Origin of the sequence: Synechococcus sp. O70.2 (assembly GCF_047462135.1) — a bacterium.
Classification (GTDB): Bacteria; Cyanobacteriota; Cyanobacteriia; order Thermostichales; family Thermostichaceae; genus Thermostichus.
The window spans coordinates 146,630-165,779 of record NZ_JANSIS010000002.1; the positions used below are offsets into that span (position 1 = coordinate 146,630).

General features: G+C 57.9%; 18 protein-coding genes, 1 tRNA gene and 1 pseudogene. 13 read left to right on the forward strand and 7 right to left on the reverse strand.

Annotated features, from left to right (window positions below):
* The first annotated feature begins 89 nt into the window (after nucleotides 1-89).
* From NW812_RS03215 to dnaN, 6 genes are all read left to right on the forward strand, one after another.
* Nucleotides 90-1,046, forward strand: a complete 957-nt coding sequence (locus NW812_RS03215) for a ribonuclease Z (protein WP_414394378.1) — start codon at nucleotides 90-92, stop codon at nucleotides 1,044-1,046.
* 40 nt (nucleotides 1,047-1,086) lie between these two features.
* The gene (locus tag NW812_RS03220; RefSeq protein ID WP_414394019.1) at nucleotides 1,087-1,929 is read left to right on the forward strand and encodes an RDD family protein; all 843 of its coding nucleotides are present in this window, start codon (nucleotides 1,087-1,089) and stop codon (nucleotides 1,927-1,929) included.
* 85 nt (nucleotides 1,930-2,014) lie between these two features.
* On the forward strand, nucleotides 2,015-2,209 hold the full coding sequence (gene rpmG / locus NW812_RS03225) for a 50S ribosomal protein L33 (RefSeq protein ID WP_414394020.1): 195 nt from the start codon (nucleotides 2,015-2,017) through the stop codon (nucleotides 2,207-2,209).
* Nucleotides 2,210-2,219: 10 nt separating this feature from the next.
* A complete protein-coding gene (gene rpsR / locus NW812_RS03230) occupies nucleotides 2,220-2,435 on the forward strand; it encodes a 30S ribosomal protein S18 (RefSeq protein ID WP_414394021.1) in 216 nt (71 codons plus the stop codon).
* 15 nt (nucleotides 2,436-2,450) lie between these two features.
* Nucleotides 2,451-3,545, forward strand: a complete 1,095-nt coding sequence (dusB, locus tag NW812_RS03235) for a tRNA dihydrouridine synthase DusB (protein ID WP_414394022.1) — start codon at nucleotides 2,451-2,453, stop codon at nucleotides 3,543-3,545.
* Between the two features lie 592 nt (nucleotides 3,546-4,137).
* A complete protein-coding gene (gene dnaN, locus NW812_RS03240; RefSeq protein WP_414394023.1) occupies nucleotides 4,138-5,520 on the forward strand; it encodes a DNA polymerase III subunit beta in 1,383 nt (460 codons plus the stop codon).
* Nucleotides 5,521-5,630: 110 nt separating this feature from the next.
* Here the strand turns inward: dnaN and queG are convergent, their stop codons facing one another.
* From queG to rpsB, 4 genes and pseudogenes are all read right to left on the reverse strand, one after another.
* On the reverse strand, nucleotides 5,631-6,662 hold the full coding sequence (queG, locus tag NW812_RS03245; RefSeq protein ID WP_414394024.1) for a tRNA epoxyqueuosine(34) reductase QueG: 1,032 nt from the start codon (nucleotides 6,660-6,662) through the stop codon (nucleotides 5,631-5,633).
* Between the two features lie 29 nt (nucleotides 6,663-6,691).
* Nucleotides 6,692-8,098, reverse strand: a complete 1,407-nt coding sequence (locus NW812_RS03250) for an amidohydrolase (RefSeq protein WP_414394025.1) — start codon at nucleotides 8,096-8,098, stop codon at nucleotides 6,692-6,694.
* Between the two features lie 195 nt (nucleotides 8,099-8,293).
* Nucleotides 8,294-8,959, reverse strand: a pseudogene (tsf, locus tag NW812_RS03255) (translation elongation factor Ts); the annotation flags it as partial.
* A 310-nt stretch (nucleotides 8,960-9,269) separates the two neighbouring features.
* Nucleotides 9,270-10,061 (reverse strand): 30S ribosomal protein S2, encoded by a 792-nt coding sequence (gene rpsB, locus NW812_RS03260; protein ID WP_414394026.1) that lies wholly within the window; start codon nucleotides 10,059-10,061, stop codon nucleotides 9,270-9,272.
* Between the two features lie 210 nt (nucleotides 10,062-10,271).
* On the opposite strand from rpsB, the gene NW812_RS03265 reads away from it, so the two are divergent.
* Nucleotides 10,272-10,345, forward strand: a tRNA-Pro gene (locus NW812_RS03265).
* Nucleotides 10,346-10,947: 602 nt separating this feature from the next.
* Here the strand turns inward: NW812_RS03265 and NW812_RS03270 are convergent.
* Nucleotides 10,948-11,700 (reverse strand): 5'-methylthioadenosine/adenosylhomocysteine nucleosidase, encoded by a 753-nt coding sequence (locus tag NW812_RS03270; RefSeq protein ID WP_414394027.1) that lies wholly within the window; start codon nucleotides 11,698-11,700, stop codon nucleotides 10,948-10,950.
* A 115-nt stretch (nucleotides 11,701-11,815) separates the two neighbouring features.
* Here NW812_RS03270 and NW812_RS03275 point away from each other — a divergent pair, with 115 nt between their 5' ends.
* From NW812_RS03275 to nuoK, 5 genes are all read left to right on the forward strand, one after another.
* A complete protein-coding gene (locus NW812_RS03275) occupies nucleotides 11,816-12,283 on the forward strand; it encodes a YbjN domain-containing protein (protein WP_414394028.1) in 468 nt (155 codons plus the stop codon).
* A 1-nt stretch (nucleotide 12,284) separates the two neighbouring features.
* Complete coding sequence (locus tag NW812_RS03280) at nucleotides 12,285-13,031, forward strand: lipoyl protein ligase domain-containing protein (RefSeq protein ID WP_414394029.1); 747 nt, start codon at nucleotides 12,285-12,287, stop codon at nucleotides 13,029-13,031.
* Nucleotides 13,032-13,391: 360 nt separating this feature from the next.
* Entirely contained in the window at nucleotides 13,392-14,636 is a 1,245-nt protein-coding gene (locus NW812_RS03285) for a TPM domain-containing protein (RefSeq protein ID WP_414394030.1), read from the forward strand.
* Nucleotides 14,637-14,741: 105 nt separating this feature from the next.
* Nucleotides 14,742-15,350 (forward strand): NADH-quinone oxidoreductase subunit J, encoded by a 609-nt coding sequence (locus tag NW812_RS03290; protein WP_414394032.1) that lies wholly within the window; start codon nucleotides 14,742-14,744, stop codon nucleotides 15,348-15,350.
* Nucleotides 15,351-15,395: 45 nt separating this feature from the next.
* Nucleotides 15,396-15,701, forward strand: a complete 306-nt coding sequence (gene nuoK / locus NW812_RS03295; RefSeq protein ID WP_414394380.1) for an NADH-quinone oxidoreductase subunit NuoK — start codon at nucleotides 15,396-15,398, stop codon at nucleotides 15,699-15,701.
* A gap of 129 nt (nucleotides 15,702-15,830) precedes the next feature.
* On the opposite strand, the gene metE is transcribed toward nuoK, so the two are convergent.
* Together metE and NW812_RS03305 are read right to left on the reverse strand one after the other, a co-directional pair.
* Entirely contained in the window at nucleotides 15,831-18,074 is a 2,244-nt protein-coding gene (gene metE, locus NW812_RS03300) for a 5-methyltetrahydropteroyltriglutamate--homocysteine S-methyltransferase (RefSeq protein ID WP_414394034.1), read from the reverse strand.
* A gap of 121 nt (nucleotides 18,075-18,195) precedes the next feature.
* Complete coding sequence (locus tag NW812_RS03305; RefSeq protein WP_414394036.1) at nucleotides 18,196-18,726, reverse strand: low molecular weight protein-tyrosine-phosphatase; 531 nt, start codon at nucleotides 18,724-18,726, stop codon at nucleotides 18,196-18,198.
* A 118-nt stretch (nucleotides 18,727-18,844) separates the two neighbouring features.
* On the opposite strand from NW812_RS03305, the gene NW812_RS03310 reads away from it, so the two are divergent.
* Nucleotides 18,845-19,123: a hypothetical protein gene (locus NW812_RS03310; protein ID WP_414394038.1), complete on the forward strand. Its 279-nt coding sequence runs from the start codon at nucleotides 18,845-18,847 to the stop codon at nucleotides 19,121-19,123.
* Nucleotides 19,124-19,150 lie beyond the last annotated feature (27 nt).

Consider the following 19,150-nt stretch of genomic DNA (forward strand, 5'->3'; position numbering starts at 1 on the left):
AATCCTTTCCAGGCGGAAACAGTTGATAAGCTAGGGATCCCGTTCCTTAACGTTGTCGACGTTTGACCCTTGTGACGGATCCTAACGCCATCCGGGTTACCTTTCTGGGTACCAGCTCTGGCATGCCCACCCGCCAGCGCAATGTGTCAGGAGTGGCGGTGCAGCTTCCGCAGCGATCGGAATGGTGGCTGTTTGATTGTGGCGAGGGCACCCAACACCAGCTCCTGCGCTTAGACGAGCTGCGCCCCAGCCAGTTGCGCCGCATTTTCATCACTCACATGCACGGGGACCACATCTACGGCCTGCCGGGACTGTTGGCTTCCTGCGGCCTGGGCAGCACCCCCCAACACATCGACATCTACGGTCCCCCTGGCCTGGAAGAGTATCTGAAGGCGGTGCTGCGATATAGCGAGACGCGGATCCCCTATTCCTTTCGGGTTCACACCGTAGAGACAGGTCTCATTCTCCAGGATCCGGAGTACTGGGTCTTTTGCGCGCCCCTGGATCACCGGGTGCCTGCCTTTGGCTACCGCGTGGTGGAACAGGACCGACCAGGCACTTTTAACGTGGCCAAGGCCCAAGCGGATGGAATCCCACCTGGTCCCCTCTACGGCCAGCTCAAAGCTGGGCAATCCATCTTCTGGCAAGGCCGCTGGCTCCACGGACGAGACTACGTGGGGGATCCCATTCCAGGCCGCAAGTTCTCCTATTGCACCGACACGACTTTCTGCCGCAACGCCGTTGACCTCTCTCGCGCCGCCGATCTGGTCATCCACGAGGCCACCTATGCCGAAGCCGATCGCGACTTGGCCCAGCGCGCCAAGCACTCCACTGCTGCCATGGCTGCGCGGGTGGCTGCCGAGGCCAAAGCCCAAACCCTCATCCTCACCCACTTCAGCCCTCGCTACACCTCGGATGGCCCCATCACTTTGGAAGACCTGCTGGCCGAAGCCCGGGCCATTTTTCCCAACACCCTCCTGGCTCGGGATCGGATGACCTACGAGATCCCTCGCCGCAGCCCTGTTCCCCTAGCGCTGGAGGTGTAGGTTTGCCTCGCTAGAATGGTAAAAACTGTCCCAACCAGCGATGACGGATCCCAGACCCTATTTCGAACGGCCCAAAACCGAACAACTGGACCAAAGCGCCAGCGAGTGGCAAACCTTTAGCGCCTTGCCCCCAGCAACCTCCCTGCCTCCTGTACAGGCCGAGCAATCGGCTAGGGTTCCCCAGGATGAGGAAACCCTGCCCAAACTGGCTCCCTGGGGCAAACGGGTCGGCGCCTTTGCTCTAGATTTTGGGCTGGGACTGGGGGTTTCCTACCTGGCGCAGGGCTTGGCTTCTCTGGTAGGAGCCGATGCGGCTGCCGTGGACATGACCGGCTACATTGCCTTTTTTGCCGCTTGGCTGGTGAACCGCGGCTACTTCCAATCTCGACCCGCTGGCCAGAGCTTGGGCAAATGGCTGCTGAACCTCAAAACCCTGGATCCGGAAACCGAGGCCTCACCTCACCTAGTTCGCTCCTTGGCCCGCGAGGGAGTGCTCTCGCTGTTTATCCTCACGGCAGCTCTGCTGGTGCCGCTGGCTGCCGACGGACTGTTTGCCTTCTTCGACAAGGAAAAGCGCCAGAGCATCCACGACCGCGCCGGGCGCACCCTAGTGGTGGAATCCGAGCAGGGCTACCACCTGGATGAAAAAGTCCTGCGGCTGCTCCAAGAAATCCTCGAGGGAGAAGCTACTGAGGACGTTAAACTGGCTGCACGGGATCTTCTGCGCAAAGCCCAGCGCAACGAGGCAGTACGGGGTCTCTCCAGCCAGCTAGGGCGCCTACGTCAGGATGTTGGCCGCAACACCCGCAGCCTTCGCCAGCAGACCAGCAAGCAAGTTAAAAGCTGGCTTGCTTCCCTCAAAGAAAAGTTGGATAATTGGTAGTTGCGCTTACACGCAAGCCCTTCTCCAACCATGGCTGTTGAGGTTGGGGAGGTAGCCTAGTACTCTCTCTGCAGAGGAATCCACCATGGCCAAGGGAAAAGGCGCTCGTATCATCGTTACGCTGGAGTGTACGGAGTGCCGCACCAACGTTAACAAGCGTTCTCCAGGTGTGAACCGCTACACCACTACCAAAAACCGCCGCAACACCCCCGGTCGCTTGGAACTGAGAAAATACTGTCCCAAGTGTAACCGCCATACTCTTCACAAGGAGATCAAGTAGTTCTGGAGCTATGGTTTACGTTCGCCGTCGCTTGTCTCCCATCAAGCCGGGAGAACCCATTAGATACACTGACGTTGAGCTGCTCAAGAAGTTCGTAACCGAGCGCGGCAAAATCCTGCCTCGCCGCATTACAGGGCTAACCGCCAAGCAGCAGCGGCAAGTCTCCAAAGCGATCAAACAGGCGCGCATCCTGGGCCTTCTTTACTTTGTCAACAAAGAAGGGTAGTTGCGTCGGCTTCTAATGAGCCTGCAGCTTTCACCGCAGTTGCAAGCCCGAATGGCCCAACCCCTAGAGATTGGGGGAGTGAAGATCTTCAGTCGGGTTTTTCAGGCACCGCTATCAGGGGTAACCGACATGGTCTTCCGGCGGCTAGTCCGCCGTTTTGCCCCCCAAAGCATGGTTTACACTGAGATGGTCAGTGCCATCGGCTTGCACTATGCCCGCGAGTTGCCCCGCGTTATGGAGGTGGGGGAGGGGGAGCAGCCCATCGGCATTCAGTTGTTTGACTGCCGGCCCCATTTCCTAGCTGAAGCCGCTCGCATGGCTGTGGACGAAGGGGCAACCCTGGTGGATATCAACATGGGCTGCCCGGTAAATAAGATTACCAGAAACGGTGGGGGCTCTTCCCTGCTGCGAGATCCAGACACCGCTGCAAAAATTGTTGAGACAGTGGCCAAGGCAGTAGAGGTACCCGTTACCGTAAAAACGCGCTTGGGCTGGTCGGACGAGGAGATTAACATTTTGGATTTTGCCTACCGCCTTCAGGAGGCAGGAGCCCAACTTATTACTGTACACGCTCGGACACGTGCCCAAGGCTTCAGCGGTAAAGCCCGCTGGGAGTGGATCCGCCGCGTTAAGGAACGTCTGCGCATCCCGGTCATTGCCAATGGAGACATCTTCTCCACCGCTGCAGCCGTGAAGTGTCTCGAAGAAACCGGCGCTGACGGGGTGATGTGTTCCCGCGGCACAATGGGCTACCCCTTCCTAGTGGGAGAGATCGATCACTTCCTTAAGACCGGGCAAGAGAGACCGCCTGCTACTCCCTTAGAGCGAATTCAAGTAGCCTTGGAGCATCTGCGAGGGCTTTGGGAATACAAGGGGGAGCAGGGGATCCGGCAGGCCCGCAAGCACATGACCTGGTATGTCAAAGGCTTTGCCGGCGCCTCCCACTTTCGCGCCCTTCTCTGCCGCATCGAGACGCTGCAAGAGGGAGAAGCGCTGCTGCTGCAGGCCATGAAGCATTGCCAAGATGCCGCTCCGGAGCCTGAGGATGAGGAAATGGGTGAGGCTCTTGAGAGAGAACACGCTGCCACCAAGGAAGCTCTTCTGGCTTAGCCACCCTTCCCCTTCCTTAGCACTCTGTACTGAGGTAGCTTAGCTGCCCACAAGCCACCTCTCCTAGCTGCTTGAAGGGAGCAGGCTACCAAGCTAGCTCCTGCTTTCCCAAAAAGCCCCTAGCCAATCCCTGCCAGGTCGCCCCTAACCTGGATGGGATCCCTCCTGAGGCTACGGCTTCCCAGTCTAGAGGATCCTCAAGGAGCAGAGTGTTAAGTTTTGTAAACTTTTCAAGCTCCCGCCTTGCCAGCCTGTGGAAAACTTGTGGAAAACTTTGGAAAACTGTGGAAAACCTGTGGAAAAAGACCCCAGGTTATCCACAAGGTATAAATGCCCTGTGGAAAAGACCCCCAAGTTATCCACAGATTTTCCACAGGCAGGGAATAAGCTCAAAGGCTTGCGGCGTAAGGCTTTGCTAATCGTCGGGCAATCAATTTCCACAATTTCCACAGGCCCTACTACTACTAGTTAAAAATTTAAATTGGGTAGGGATCGTGGTTTGTAATCTTCCTCGCGCGCGAGAGTGCAAGCTAAGGGATCGCCTGGGGCGAGTGGGTGCTAGGATTGGCATACTCAGCTCGCAAGTCCCGCAATGGTGCAGGCTCAGCGTCCTGTGGAGGGAGAATCCAGGGCTGCTCTGTTCGCGTCTGCCCCGCGCGACGGCAGGTCTGGAGATCTCCACGGCGTTGACGACGCTATGGGCCAGCCCTTCCCCCAAGCGGGAGGGAGTCCTAGCGGCAGCCTTTGCTTTACCTGTGAGCAAGCCGAGCTCAGCCAGCACCTGGCAACAGTTGGGCGAGCGGTTGCCAGCCGCCCCGCCCTGCCGATTCTGGCCAACGTGCTGGTAGAAGCCAGTGCAGAAACGCAGCGTGTGGCGCTGACTGGCTTTGACCTCAGCTTAGGCATTCGCAGCGAGTTTGAAGCGGAGGTGAAGGCATCCGGTCGCCTGGCTTTGCCAGCCAAGCTGTTTGGCGACATTGTCAGCCGTCTGCCTAGAGGCCCAGTTACCCTGAGCCAAGCTCAGGAGCGTGTCCTCCTCACCTCAGCTGCTGGCCAGTACCAGCTGCGCAGTGTTGCCGCGGAGGAGTACCCCACCCTGCCGGAGGTGGCGATCCCTGCTGCCAGCGAGGTGGCTGCCGCTTGCCCCGGCGGGAGCGAGTCCCTTGAACACCCCGCGGCGCAGGCTCTAGAGGTGCCCATTGAGAGCCTACTGCAGGGCATTGACCAGACCCTCTTTGCTGCCTCTAGTGACGAGACCAAGCAGGTGCTTACAGGGGTGCATGTCAAGCTCGTGCCAGGGGATCCGCCACAGCTAGAGTTTGCAGCTACCGATGGACATCGGCTGGCCATAGCCCAAGTGGAAGTTGAGGGAATCCCGGTCGAGGTATCCAGGGGAGGACCTGACTTCACCATTCCTGCTCGAACTCTGCGGGAGGTGGAGCGCATCCTCAGCGCCCAAACGGTTGCCTCCAGGGTGGAGTTGCGGTTTGACCGGTCGCAGGTGCAATTTGTTCTGCCCCCTGGCGCCAGCAGCGCTCAGTGCCAGCAGCGGATTACCAGCCGCCTTTTGGAGGGCCAGTACCCCGACTACAACCGTCTGCTGCCCAAGCAGTTTGAGCGACACGTAACCTTAGAGCGTCGGCCCCTGGTGGAGTCCCTAGAGCGGGTGGGGGTGTTTGCTGCCCGGCGGAACGACATCGTCAAGCTCAGTCTCTCTGCGGCAACCCAAACCCTACGCATTAGCACCGAGGCACCCGACGTAGGCAGTGGCGAGGAATTGCTGCCAGCACAGATGTCCGGCCCTGATCTCGAGGTGGCCTTCAATGTCCGCTACCTGCTGGAGGCTCTCAAGGTGTTCCACACGCAGCAGGTGAGCCTGGAGCTCAACGGAGCCACGCAGCCAGCCGTTTGGAAGCCAATTGGGGCGATGCGCCTCTGCTATTTGGTCATGCCAGTACAACTGCGGGCAACCTAGGGCGTTTCGCGGTTGGAAGAGTGCCATTCAGCAGGCTGAGAGGCGCTTGGTTGGCCACCTGGCGGGCTTGGTCCATAGTTCAGGGGCCCATGAGCCATCACCTTCGTCCATTACTCTGAGCGGCCTGAGAGTGTAGCGCTGGGGAGCTGCGCTGGCTGCTCTAGAGGCTCCACTCGATGGCGATCTAATCCCGGCTCACCTACTGCCGAATCGGCATCTCCGTGGAGGGCAGCTTGGGCGTTGCGGCGCAGGCGGTGGGCCTTGAGCCGGCGCAGGGCAGAGGCGGGAAACCGGCGGTCGAACTCCTCATCGCCAATCCGGGCCAGTTCTTGGAGATCGGGGGCAACATTCCAAGGGTAAGGCTGAAAGTCGGGAAGGGGACTGGGCCGAGCAAAGCGCTGGTTCCAAGGACAAACCTCCTGGCAGATGTCGCAGCCGGCCACCCAGTTGTGCAGGTTCTGGGCAATCTCAGCAGGGATCCGCTCGGCGTGGCTTTCCAGGGTGTGGTAGGCAATGCAGCGGCGCGAATCCACTACCCCTGGGCTGACGATGGCCTGGGTAGGGCAGGCCTCCAGACAGCGGGTGCAGGTGCCACAGTGGGCAGTATGGGGACGGTCGGGAACTAGCTTGAGAGTGGTCAGGATCACTCCCAGAAACACCCAAGAGCCGTACTCGCGGGTGAGCAGGAGGCTGTTTTTGCCAATCCAACCCAAGCCCGCCTGCATGGCCCAGGGCTTTTCTGCCACCGGGCCAGTGTCTACGTAGAAGCGACCCTGGTAATTGGGAAATTGAGCTTGCATCCAAAGGTGGAGCTGTTTGAGTCGCCGTCCCAGCACGCGGTGATAATCTCGCCCCCAGGCGTAGCGGGAGATCTTGCCTTTGGCCGGATCCCGGCTGTGGGGGGTGGGAGTGTAGTAATTGAGGGCCACACAGACTAGGGATTGTACCCCCGGCAGCACCAGCTCCAGATTCTGGCGCCGCGGATCCGCCATCCAGGCCATGTCGGCAGCCATACCGGCAGCCAGCCAGGCCCGTAGACCTGCCCAATCAGGAGGGTTTGCCGCGCTGGCAATGCCGACTTTGTCAAAGCCCAGCGCCCGCGCCTGTTGCTTCACCTGCTCGGTGGCTTTGGCCCAGTCCATCTCTGACTCCCCAGGGATCCCCGCCATGACTACCCCGGCAAACCCATCACCTGACGGTAGCGGGCCTCCAGCTGGGCTGCCTGCTGAGAGCGGCGGAAGGGATCCCAGGAGCTGTGTCGAAATAGCTCCTGCCGCAGCTTGGCTACATCCACCGTCGTTACTTCGCCATCGGCCACCACTTGTTTTCCCCTGATCCAGACGCTGTGGACTGCTTGGGTGGGCCGGCCCAGCACCAGTAGCCCAATAGGATCCGTGCGAGGTAGCAGCGACAGTTGGGTGAGATCATAGAGCACCAGGTCAGCCTGCTTGCCCACTTCCAGAGATCCCAGCTTGTCCCCCAGCCCCAGGCCGATGGCCCCACCACGGGAGGCCATTTCAACGCTCTCGCGGGGGGAGATCCAGTGCCGGTAGTCGGGATCGGTGACGTTGTGCAGGATGGTGCCGATTTTGATCGCCTCTAGAAGATCCTGGGAGTCGTTACTGGCCGCCCCGTCGCAGCCAAAGGCCACGTTGACCCCCGCTTGACGGTATTTCAAGATAGGGGCAATGCCGCTGCCCAGGCGCAGGTTGCTCAAGGGGTTGTGAACAACCGTCGAGCCTGTGCGGGCCAAGATCTCGATATCGCTTGCAGTCAGCCAAACGCAGTGGGCTAGGGAAGTTTTTCGGTCTAGGTAGCCCAGGCGCTCCAGATGCTCCACAGCACTACAGCCGTACTTTTCCTGAGCCAGCAGCTGCTGGGCGCGGGTTTCTAAGAGGTGGGCGTGGCGAGGCAGGTTGTACTTCTGGCTGAGCTCAGCACAGCCTTCGAACAGCTGGTCGGAGCAGAGTTGAATGCCAGTGGGGGCCACCATTAGGCTGATGCCTTCCTCAGGCCGGTGGTACTTTTGAATTGCCTCTTCCAGCATGGCCAACACCTCGGCGGTAGAGAGGGGATAGGCTGCCGACCCCCCTTCTCCACCCGGCAGGCAAGCGGGGAGAGCCTGATCCTGAAGCAGCGGACCAATGAAGGCGCGGATCCCGACCTCCCGATAGGCCCGCACGGCTGCCTCAACGGTGGCCAGCTCCTGGCCAGGAATGAGGATCAGGTGATCCACTACAGTCGTGCCGCCGCTAAGCAGAGTTTCCACCGCCGTCGCCAGGGCGCTGAGATAAACCTTCTCTGGATCCGGCGGCGCGTACTCGTGCAGTTGCGCTAGCCAAAGTTCCAGCGGGTAGGGCGGGATGATCCCTCGCTGCCACAGCTCGGAAGAATGGGTGTGGGCGTTAACAAAGCCCGGCAGCAGGAGCTTGTTGTCAGCGTTCAGTTCCACGCTGTCTGGCGCCCCTGCCAACAACCCCTTGCCGATAGCGGCGATTTGCTCCCCTTCAATGCGGACATCTGTCGTCTCGTAGCCGCTAGCAGTGGGGATCAGCGCATTGCGCAAAACGTAGCTCATGGCGGGAACAGGAAAAGGCCGTCGGAGCCAAGCGCGCCAAGGTTAGCGGCTAAAGTTGGGCTGAGGCTATTTCTTCTTGGTAGAGCCCTTCTTGGCAGGCTTGCCCTCGGCGGCTGCGGGCTCAGCAGCCCCTGCAGCAGGCTCGGGAGGAGCTGTCTCCGCTGGTGTCGGCTGGGGCTCGGCTGGATTCAGACCTGCCTGGGCAGCCACCTCAGCGGCAAAATCCGTCTTTTCTTTCTCAATTCCTTCTCCCAAGACAAAGCGAGCAAACCGCCGCACCCGGATGTTTTCTCCCAGCTTGGCGATGTGTTGCTTGACCAATTCCTCTACGGTGATCGAGGGATCTTTGATGAAGGGCTGATCCATTAGAGACAGCTCTTTCAGGCGCTTTTCAAGGCGACCTTGGATAATTTTTTCCCGCACATGCTCGGGCTTGCTAGCCAGATCCTCTTTGCCCATCTCGATGGCCTTCTCCCGCTCCACCACTTCAGGAGGGATCTGGTCAATGCTGACGTACTCCACGTTTTGGCAGGCGGCAATTTGCTTAGCGATGTCCTGAACCAGCTTTCTAAACTCTTCGTTACGGGCTACAAAGTCGGTCTCGCAGTTGACCTCTACCAAAACGCCGATCCGGTTGCCGAAGTGGATGTAGCTATCGACAACTCCCTCAGCGGTAATGCGGCCAGCCTTCTTGGCTGCTCCTGCTAAGCCCCTCTGGCGCAGCAAGACGATAGCCTTCTCCCTGTCGCCGCCAGCTTCTTCCAGGGCTTTTTTGCAATCCATCATGCCTGCGCCTGTTTCTTCGCGCAGTTTTTTGACAAGTTGGGGATCGATTTTGACACTGGTCTTGGTGTCGCTCATGAGAGTTCCTCAGCTAAAGTAAAGGATATGGTGGGGTGTAAGCTGCACCTGGCTAAAGCTAGGGGCTTTGAGCAGCCCTACAGTTGGCAAGCCAACCATAGACCTCCAGGCTGGGTTACAAAAGCAGCCGCCCAGAGTACGCCGCGCCGCTAGCTATTTGCTCTTGTAGCCTAGCACGGGAGGGGTTCCCTCTCCCCGTACGAAGCTCGTCAGCCGCTCCCCTGGGAAATAATTCTAAACCTAGCTCCCCAAGGGTATGGGGCAGAAAGGAGGCAAGGGAATGCCAGGGGGGTCTGGAATCCCTTTGGGGCTACTCGCCCTCATCGGCTTCGCCTTCGTCTCCCAGATCTTCCAAAATGTCCTCTTCTAGATCCATAGCCCCCTCGTAGTCGTACTCTTCCTCTTCGACGGTGTCGAGCTGCCCATGCCGCCCCTCGTAGATGGCATCGGCCAGCTTGCCTACAATCAGCTTGATCGCTCGAATGGCATCGTCATTAGCGGGGATGAAGACGTCGCTGAGGTCAGGGTCACAGTTGGTATCTAGGAGGGAGATGATGGGGATCTTAAGCTTGATGCATTCTCGGACGGCGTTGGCTTCGCGCCGCTGATCGACAATAATCACAGCGTCGGGGAGCCGGCGCATGTTTTTGATGCCGCCTAGGTACTTCTCCAGCTTGGCCAACTCACGCCTTAGGCGGCCTGCTTCTTGTTTGGGCAGGCGGTCGAGCAGGCCACTGTTTTGCATCTCTTCGATTTCTTTGAGGCGCTCAATACGGGTTCTCATCGTGGCCCAGTTGGTGAGCATGCCCCCCAGCCAGCGCTGATTGACGTAGTAGCTGCCACAGCGGGTGGCTTCGTGGGCAATGATCCCAGCAGCTTGCCGCTTGGTGCCGACAAATAGGAAGCGCCAGCCTTTCTCAGCACCCTCCCGCACGTATTCATAGGCTTCATTGAGGTAGCGGGCTGTCTGCACCAAGTCAATGATGTGGATACCGTTGCGCTCAGCAAAAATGTAGGGCCGCATCTTGGGGTTCCAGCTGCTGGCCTTGTGACCGAAGTGAACCCCCGCCTCCAACAGTTGAGGCAAAGTGACAATGCTCATGGTTCGGTTATCTCCTACGGGTTAGCCTCCGCCTGAACAGATCCCAGTTAAGGGCACCCGGTGGTTCAGGCGTGTGGGATTTTGACGGCCTAACCAGGCTAGCATGTCCCTTGCAGGATTTGGCAGCCGGGGGGGAGCTCTTGCCAAGATCCAGTTTCTAGTGCTAGCTTAGTAGAGCACCTCCAGAGGGAATCTCTGGTACAGGTGCGTCGGGGCGTAGCGCAGCTTGGTAGCGCACCACTTTGGGGTAGTGGGGGTCGAAGGTTCAAATCCTTTCGCTCCGACTTAGCTTAGAGAGAGCCCCTGTCTAAAGGCAGGGGCCAAAGCTTTTTTCTGGCGGTAAGCTACTCCAGGGCTAAAGGTTGAGGGCTCCGTCTCGCCGGCGCGAACAGGGAAACTGCTCCCGGGAAGAAAGTAGCATTTGCGCTAGCGGTGCGAGGTTCTTAAGCCTGCTAGGTGGCTTCTATCTTGGCCACTTGCACCGGAGTAGGATTAGTAACTTCTGTTAGCGGGCGGCGCTTCCTCCCCGCGGCTAGATTGATGAGGGCTTTCCTCTAGTCCTCGACTTGAACTCCATCCGTTCGCATAGCGGGCCGGAGGCCACTTTGGGGCACGCTGTGCATCCTCGCCAACGCACCTTCTGCCTCCACGTGGATTAGCTAGGCTAGTAGGCGAGCAGATCCATTTCTTCGGGTAGGCACTCTGCCTAGGCGAAAGTTAGCTCCGTCTTCAGCCTGTGTGCTCGATCAAGAGCAAGGAGCAACTCTCGTCAGCTCGACGGGAAGTGACGCCTGTGGACTAGTGGGGTAGTGAAGGTGGGCTCTGCTGCTAGCTACGGGTCGTTCTGGAGCAAAAGTCCGCTTTTTTCCGGAGTTGTATAAGTCTTTCAGAGCGGAGGAGGCAAGCTTTGCAAAACGCTGTGAACCACCGCTGCCGAGTTGAGAGCCGCTGTCTGAAGAAAAGTTAGGAAATCGGTATCGCTTCCTACGTCGCTGACCGACCGCACTAGCAGACAAGGGATCCCAGCTTCTTGCGCCACCCGCACCACTGCCGCTCCTTCCATCTCCACCACCAGGGCCCCGGTGCGCTCGCGAATTTGGCGCCGTAGGTTGGCGTCGGCCACAAATACATCGCCGGTGGCTACTAGACCTTGGTGGATGGCCGGTTGCCGTCCCTGCAGAGGGTGGAGGGGGATCCGCTCCAGCTGAGGCACAATCAGGTCGTAGAGGGCCCTATCGGCCTCGGCTAGAGGATGGCGCAACTCGGGAATGAAGTCGATCCCCAAGACAAAGCCCTCTGGGCGGCCAGTGCCAAAATCGTGCTCGATGGCGGCATGGGCCAGCACCACATCTCCCATCTGGAGATGATCGGCCAAGGCGCCGGCCACGCCGGTAAAGATGATTCCCCCGATGGGGAAATGGGCCACCAGCAGAGCTGCCGTAGTTGCCGCCCGCACCTTGCCTACCCCCCCTTGGACCACCACCACCGGCTGCCCAGCCAGGGATCCCTGATGGAACTGCCGCCCCAAGTAGGTATGGACGGAATGGGTCTCCATGGCCTGGGTGAGCATGGCCACTTCTTCTGGCAAGGCCCCCACAATACCAATAGCTTTCTGGGATGGGCTAGATGCAGTTGCCATGGCGCTTGCAGTTAACCCAAAGCAGCTCCATTCTGGCGCAAGCCGGATCCGGCTAGGAGCTCAGACTCCTAGGGAGTATAGTTAAGGTGGTTGACAGGGAGTAGGGAAAAAGGCCATGGCCTACAGCGAGCCGCTCATCGACCGTTCCTCAGAGGTTTTTCCAGGACTAGTGGAAGAGCCCCCTCGCTACGTTGAAATAGTCTCGGCAGTGGTTTCCAGCCTCAAAGAAGATGCCGCCTACGAAAACCACGAGCAGGGGCACACCTGGAAATTCACCTACGGCACCGTGGAAGTGTTCGTCCACCTGAGCGGCGAATCCCTAGAAGACACTCTTTTGGTATGGTCTCCCGTTCTCTCTCTGCCGGTGGCGGAGCCGGCTAAGCTCATGCGGAAGCTGCTGGAGAAGAACTGGAGCGACACTCTGGAAGCGCGCTTTTGCATCTGGAACAACCAGGTGGTGTTAAACCATTACCGCACCCTAGAAGGGATCACAGCGGGCGAAATTTCCCGCGCCATTACCATTGTGGCCAGCCTGGCCGACGAGTACGACGAGCCGCTCCGAGCAGAGTTTCCGCCTGCTTGAGATGGGATCCCAGGGCTCTTGGCTGCCCTATCGCGTGGCCGCTGGCAACTGGCAAATGGAACAGGACTTTTGGCTTTTGCAGCGGCTGCGCCACGTCCCCAAGCCCTACTTGCGCTTTTATGGCTGGGATCGGCTCACCCTTTCTCTAGGCAGGCATCAGGTTTGGGATCCCCCGCCAGGGATCCCAGTGGTGCGCCGGCCCACGGGGGGAAGGGCGGTGTTGCATCAGGCGGCTGAAGAGGGGGCAGAGCTCACCTACAGCTTGGTGCTGCCCCTCTCTTACCTCCAAGCTCGCCTACCCCGTTTGCAGCGAGCCTGCGTGTACGACTTCTGCTGCCGCTTTTGGGTTCAGGGGCTGGCCGCGCTGGGCGTTGAAGTGGATCCGCCTGTTTCTGCTCCCAGCCGGACGGATGGTCAGAACCGCCCAACCCCAAATCCAGGCTACCGCAATAAAATCAGTTGCTTTGCCTCCCGTACCCGTGCTGACTTGAGCTGGCGAGGCAAAAAGCTCATGGGCAACGCCCAACTGTGGCAGCCTTGGGGGATCTTGCAACAGGGATCCCTCCTGTTGCGGCCCAATCTAGCGCTCTGGGAACAGTACCTGCCCGGCTCGCAGGTGATTGGTATCTACGACATTTGCCCCACGGCGCCAGGGATCCCTGCTTTGATCGAACATTTTCTCCAGGCCGCCCAGGAGTGCTTTGAGGTGGAATGGCAAGAAGAAGCCTGGCCCGCACTGCTGGCTTAGTTTCTGGTTTCTAATCAACCATCGAGGGAGCAAGAAATAGCTTGACTCTTGCTGAAAAAGAGTTGTGCAGAAAAATCCGGAAGGCTTTGCAGCTAGACCGAAGAAGATTTTCCCTTGCTTAGAGCTCTAGCCTCTTTCCCCTGCGAAAAGAGGAAAGCCAAGACTCGTCCCAGCGCTATTTTTTGTGTCGACAAACACCAAAGGCAAAGCAGCAAGAGACTGCTACCCTCTCCATCCCCAATAGCTGTGCTAAAACCAAGGCAGCGCTCAGCCAGGTAGGCCATGCCAAAAGTTTGGGCGGCAGTTTTGCTAGGCATTTTCCTACTGCCGCAGCCCGCTTGAGCCATTACCCTTCAACAGGTGCCCAACCCTCGCCGCTATGGGGGATGGGTTTCCGACACCGCCAATATCCTCAGCAGTAGCACTGAAAACGAGCTGAACCGCCTTATCACCCAGCTTGAGCAGCGCACCGGTGCCGAGATGGCGGTGGTTACGGTACCCAATACCCAGGGATATGCCACACCGAAAGCGTTCACTACGCAACTATTCAACTACTGGGGCATTGGCAAGGCTGGCCGCAACAACGGCGTGTTGTTCCTCGTCTCGGTAGGAGATCGGCGGATAGAGATTGAGACAGGCAGAGGCTTGACCACCCTCCTCCCCGACAGCCAGGTTCAGCAGATTATCGACCAGCAAATCCTGCCCAGGTTTCGCGCCGGAGACTTCGACGGCGGCACCCTAGCGGGAGTACGGCAGTTGGCCTCAGCCCTGCAGGGGCAGCAGGCTTCCACCTCTCCTTCCCCTGCAACTGTTCCTCAAGCGGTTGGAGCGGTATCCCTGGCTGTTGCCCAAAGCTCCCTGGAAGGGATCCTGCTGCTATTGGGGATCATCATCCTAGGGGTGGGGTGGCAGCGCTCCCGCTTGCCGGTCTACCTAAAGGCCGAGCGAGGGACAAGACGAGCTATCCCCCTGACCCGTCGAACTCAAGAGGCGGCTGCTCTCTCTTCGCTCCAGAGCGATCCCATTCGACTGTTTCTCTATTCCGGCTCCCTTTGCCTTGGCCTCTTCCTGATGTCGGCCAGTGGCAACTGGCTGGTGCTGACGCTGCCCCTCCTGGCGGCTGTGGTGACCGACGGCACCCTGTGCCAGAACCGGGGGATCCCCTTTCAGCCCGTGGTCTGCCAAAGCTGCGGTCGACCCATGCGCCCCATCCAGGCGCAAGTTCTCGATACGTGCCTCTCCCCGGGAGATCGCTTGGCCAAAAGCCGGGGCAGAGCCAGCTACTACGGCTGGTTTTGCCCTAGCTGTCAGGGGGCAGCTGTGGTTGTTCGCGAGAATGCATTTTATCGCCACCTCTATTGCCCCCGGTGTCAAGCTCTCACCCTTGACCTCACCACACAGGTTCTCCAGGAAGCAACTTATGACGCCAGCGGTTTGAAGTTGGAGATCCTGACCTGCCCGATTTGCCAGTACCGCCGTGAGAGAGAAGTTGTGATCCCGCAGCTCAGTAGCAGCGACAGGGACTTCGATAGGGATGATAGGGATTCGGGTAGGGACTTCGGGGGCGGCAGCAGCAGCGGCGGCGGAGCAGGCGGCAGTTGGTGAGACCTGACTCTAGGGATTTCTCTATGGATTGAACAAGGGAGTTGGGCTTTTCCTCAGTCCGCCAGGGCAGTACAGTGGTAAGGGAGCAGCGATAGAGAAGATCCCATGACCCTTGCAGAAGGCGTACAACTGGTTAGCTTTGGGGTGCTCTCGGCAATGGCCATTGGCTTTGCCCTGGGAGTGGTTTGGGCCCCTAACATCGTCTATTCCGGCTTTCTCTTGGGGGGCGTTTTCCTGAGCATAGCCGGGCTGTACCTTCTCTTGAATGCCGATTTTGTGGCTGCCGCCCAAGTTTTGATCTACGTCGGCGCCGTCAACGTACTGATCCTGTTTGCCATTATGCTGGTGAACCGGCGCTACACCTTTGCCCCTCTGAAGCTGGGCTGGCTGCGCAATGGAGTGACAGCGGCAGTGTGTTTGGGTCTGTTTGCCCTGCTTACGGTGATGGCCTTCAACACTCCTTGGCCTCTGCAGCCAATCCAGCCTCTAAGCAGCGCTATGGTGATCGGGGGGCATTTCTTTAGCGATTATCTGTTGCCGTTTGAGCTGGCCTCCGTTCTGCTGCTGATGGCGTTGATCGGGGCCATTGTGCTGGCGCGTCGAGAGTTTGTCGTTCCCCAAGCCCAACAGGGGGATCTCAGCTTGCTGGAGCGGGCCCGGCCCCAGCTTGAATCGGAGTCAGAACGGCAAGCAGAGCTAGTGAGCACCCGTTAGAGCTGGTCTCATACCCCTCTCTACCCATCGGAGTCTCTTGCGATGTTGCAACTGCAGTTTTTCTTGGTAGTAGCAGCGATCCTCTTTTGCATTGGCATCTATGGGTTGATCGTTAGCCGCAATGCCATTCGGGTGCTGATGTCCATTGAGCTGATGCTCAATGCAGTGAACCTCAACTTTATGGCCTTCTCCAACTTTGTCGATTCAGCTCTGATTCGCGGCCAGGTGTTCTCGGTGTTTGTCATCACCGTGGCGGCTGCTGAGGCCGCTGTAGGCTTGGCCATTGTGCTCGGGATCTACCGCAATCGCGCCACCATTGATATGGAGAGATTTAACCTGCTTAAGTGGTAGCCTATCAAGCTAGCGCCGGGAGAACACCCACCGTTAGCACTTGCCAGCTAAAGTAGAGGCGGTGTAGTGGCCTGTAGCAGAACTTTCTAGCTTGCCACCACCGCCTTCTCTCTATGTCGGCAAGTTGTTTTACTGGGCTGAGGAAGAGATTTCTTCCCGCAGCGTTTTTGCTGCTGCCACCATGTTCTTCAAAGCAGGGATGACCTCCTCCCAGCGGCGGGTTTTCAGTCCACAGTCAGGATTTACCCAGATTTGCTGCAGTGGCAGAAGCTCCATAGCGGTCTTCAGTTGTTGAACGATCTGCTCTACAGTAGGTACTACTGGGCTGTGGACGTCGTAAACTCCATTCCCCACTTGATGTTGGTAGCCTGCCTCCGCAATTTGTCGCAGGGTTTCGTTGTTGCTGCGGCTATTTTCAATGGACAGTACATCTGCATCCAAGCGCTGAATGTGGGGCATGATGTCACCAAACTCTGAGTAACACATGTGGGTGTGAATTTGGGTTTCCGGCTTAGCAACGCCTGCAGTCAAGCGAAAAGCATCCACTGCCCAAGATAAGTATTCGTCCCAACGTTCTTGCTTTAGGGGTAGACCCTCCCGCAGGGCTGGCTCATCAATTTGCACCATCTTGGCGCCTGCAGCCTCCAGGTCAGCCACCTCATCCCGCAATGCCAAAGCAATTTGCATTGCCTGCTCCCGTCTTGGGAGATCGTCCCGTGCAAAAGACCAGTTCAATAGGGTTACGGGCCCTGTTAACATCCCTTTTACAATTTTCGAAGTCAGGGATTGGGCCACACGAAACTCCCGCACCGTCATGGGCTGGCGGCGCGCCACGTCACCATAGATAATGGGTGGACGTACGCAACGGCTACCGTAGCTCTGCACCCAGCCGTGTTCTGTAAAGGCAAAGCCTTCTAGCTGTTGCCCGAAAAACTCCACCATATCGGTGCGCTCGAATTCCCCGTGAACCAAAACGTCTAGCCCCACCTCCTCCTGCCACCGGATGCAACGGGCAATTTCCGCATCAATGGCTGCTTCGTACTCCGCCTGAGTGATCTCACCCCGTTTGCGCTTGACCCGCAGTTGTCGTACTTCCTCAGTTTGGGGAAACGAGCCAATGGTGGTGGTGGGCAAAAAGGGCAGTTGAGGCTGCAGAGGGCGGCGTTGGTCGTAGGGTAGAGCACGCTCCAGGCTTTGGGGGGTTATCTGGCGAACTCGCTCCCGTACAGTTGGATTTGGGGGGCTAAACTGGGCAAATTCCTGCCACTGGGCTTCAATGACAGCCAGTTGCTCTTGGGCTGCTGAACCTCCCTGGGCCAGGAGGACAACTTCCTCTAGCTTCTGTTCTGCAAAACTCAGCACTTGACGCAGAGGCGTGGGCAGGTGGGTTTCCCGTCGGGCATCATAGGGCACAAATTGCAAGGACGCAGAAGGCTGAATTCGCAAATTGGTGGTAACCTTTTGGATGCTCTCTAGGATAGAAAGCACCCGCTGGGGACGAATTTTCCAGACGTTGCGCGCATCAACCAGACCCACGCCCAATTGCTTGCTCCGGGGAAAGCCATATGTCTGCAGAAGTTCTAAATTGTTCCCCCGCGTAAAATCTAGACCAATGCCTGCCACTGGCAATTCCACAACCCAGGGATAGGTGTTCCCCAAGTCGTCAAAATAGGTTACAAGGTGAATTGGAACCTCCGCAGTGGCCAATTGGGTATACGTAGTTGTAATTGCTTCTCTCAGGGCTTCTGCTCGGCTTGTAACTAAGATTGGCTCGTGGAACTGCACTTCAGTAACGCCACGCGCAGCGAGCTGCCTCAGCAACTCAGCATACAAGGGCAGTAAACGATGCAAATGCTCTTGCAAACTTCCCTTGAGGCGACTCAGGCAAAGTAGGGTTACGGGGCTAAGAATGATGGGAACAGCTCTTTGTCCCAGAAGGCTTTGTGCTTGGTTAACTACTTCCAGGAAACTAGAAAAATCCGCTTTAGGTTGAGTATCCTCATCGATCTCTGGCACTAGGTAATGGTAGTTGGTATCAAACCACTTGGTCATTTCCAGGGCCGGGATGTTCTCTTTCCCTCGGGCCATGGCAAAGTACTGATCAAGACCTGACAAGTGGCGAAACCGCTTGGGGATCAGTCCCAAAAATACAATCCAGTCCAGAACCAAGTCATAGAGAGAAGTGTCTCCAATACCGATATGGTCAATACCTGCATCTTTCTGGGTTTGCCAGTTAGCCAACATCACCTGTTGCAGGCTTTGCTGGAGACTAGTCGCGTCAGATTTTTGACTCCAAAAGGACTCCAGTGCCTTCTTCAGCTCACGATTTTTACCAATTCGGGGGTAACCCAAAGTTGCTGTGGGAGAGGTCATAGCTCCACCCTTACAAAAAGTACACTTCCGGCTGGTAAAGAATTTCCTGCGAGGGACTGGTTGTTGTAGAGAAGCTCCTAGGCATTAGCTGACCATTCTAGGGCTTACCTAGCAAGCCTGTCTATGCAGCAGGAGGGGATGCAGAAGGCTGAGAAGGCTGGGTTGGCAACGGCGGGCATTGGATCCCAGGGATTAGCGACTCTAGGAGACCGCTACAGGCATCCCAAAGTAGCTCGATGACATAGTGAAACCCAGCCTCGCCCCCGTAGTACGGGTCTGGAACTTCTTCATCGGTGTGAGAGCGACAGTAGCTGCAGATTAGGCGCACCTTCTCGGCGTATTTCCTCTGGGGATCTAGGCTCAGGATATCTCGGTAATTTTGCCGATCCATGGCCAGGATCAAGTCGAACTCCCGCAGATCCAGAGGATGGATTTGGCGGGCCCGGCCCTGCAGCTCTAGCCCGTAGCGCTGGGCAACCTGGCGCATGCGCCGATCCGGTGGGCTGCCAATGTGATAGGCGGCTGTCCCTGCCGAGTCACAAAGGATGGCTCCTTCGTAGCCGCTGCTGCGCAGCAAGTAGTTGGTGATCCCCTCAGCAGCGGGAGAACGGCAGATGTTGCCCAGACACACGAACAAAAGCCTTTGGGTCATGAGTGACAGCAGTGAGCGTTTTCCCTTGTATTATCTCGCGGAAGTAGGCAGGGGCGGAGAAAACCTCCTCCCGAATCTTGTTGGGTTTGGGCGGCAGCAGAGTGGATTCTTGGCCAAAATGGAGCTAGTTCCGCTGGTTAAGTCCTCTATGCCAGATGCCACTCACTACCCCCATCCTCAGGATGTGGCCAATCTTATTCTCTACCTGCAAACGGAGCTGGCTCTGTTTGAACAATGGGCTGCCCAAGAAGGGATCCCACCTGCCGCCCTGCGCCCAATCGAGCGGTCGCAAGAAGCTTTGCGGCGGGCTGTGGATCAATTTGAGCTGCGGGAGTGGTACCGCGAACTCACCTATGGCTTCCGGGATCAACTTGGGCGCCTAGAAGAATGGCTTTAGTCTTCAACTCTCCCAGCTCAGGCGCCC

What these genes read in the sequence shown, in the direction of transcription:
- NW812_RS03310 (WP_414394038.1), top strand. Translation starts at nt 18,845, where the DNA reads ATGGAGCTAGTTCCGCTGGTTAAGTCCTCTATGCCAGATGCCACTCAC.
- rpmG (WP_414394020.1), top strand. Translation starts at nt 2,015, where the DNA reads ATGGCCAAGGGAAAAGGCGCTCGTATCATCGTTACGCTGGAGTGTACG.
- rpsB (WP_414394026.1), bottom strand. Translation starts at nt 10,061, where the DNA reads ATGAGCATTGTCACTTTGCCTCAACTGTTGGAGGCGGGGGTTCACTTC.
- NW812_RS03220 (WP_414394019.1), top strand. Translation starts at nt 1,087, where the DNA reads ATGACGGATCCCAGACCCTATTTCGAACGGCCCAAAACCGAACAACTG.
- queG (WP_414394024.1), bottom strand. Translation starts at nt 6,662, where the DNA reads ATGGACTGGGCCAAAGCCACCGAGCAGGTGAAGCAACAGGCGCGGGCG.
- metE (WP_414394034.1), bottom strand. Translation starts at nt 18,074, where the DNA reads ATGACCTCTCCCACAGCAACTTTGGGTTACCCCCGAATTGGTAAAAAT.
- NW812_RS03270 (WP_414394027.1), bottom strand. Translation starts at nt 11,700, where the DNA reads ATGGCAACTGCATCTAGCCCATCCCAGAAAGCTATTGGTATTGTGGGG.
- NW812_RS03280 (WP_414394029.1), top strand. Translation starts at nt 12,285, where the DNA reads ATGGGATCCCAGGGCTCTTGGCTGCCCTATCGCGTGGCCGCTGGCAAC.
- NW812_RS03305 (WP_414394036.1), bottom strand. Translation starts at nt 18,726, where the DNA reads ATGACCCAAAGGCTTTTGTTCGTGTGTCTGGGCAACATCTGCCGTTCT.
- NW812_RS03250 (WP_414394025.1), bottom strand. Translation starts at nt 8,098, where the DNA reads ATGAGCTACGTTTTGCGCAATGCGCTGATCCCCACTGCTAGCGGCTAC.
- dusB (WP_414394022.1), top strand. Translation starts at nt 2,451, where the DNA reads ATGAGCCTGCAGCTTTCACCGCAGTTGCAAGCCCGAATGGCCCAACCC.
- NW812_RS03275 (WP_414394028.1), top strand. Translation starts at nt 11,816, where the DNA reads ATGGCCTACAGCGAGCCGCTCATCGACCGTTCCTCAGAGGTTTTTCCA.
- dnaN (WP_414394023.1), top strand. Translation starts at nt 4,138, where the DNA reads ATGGTGCAGGCTCAGCGTCCTGTGGAGGGAGAATCCAGGGCTGCTCTG.
- rpsR (WP_414394021.1), top strand. Translation starts at nt 2,220, where the DNA reads ATGGTTTACGTTCGCCGTCGCTTGTCTCCCATCAAGCCGGGAGAACCC.
- NW812_RS03290 (WP_414394032.1), top strand. Translation starts at nt 14,742, where the DNA reads ATGACCCTTGCAGAAGGCGTACAACTGGTTAGCTTTGGGGTGCTCTCG.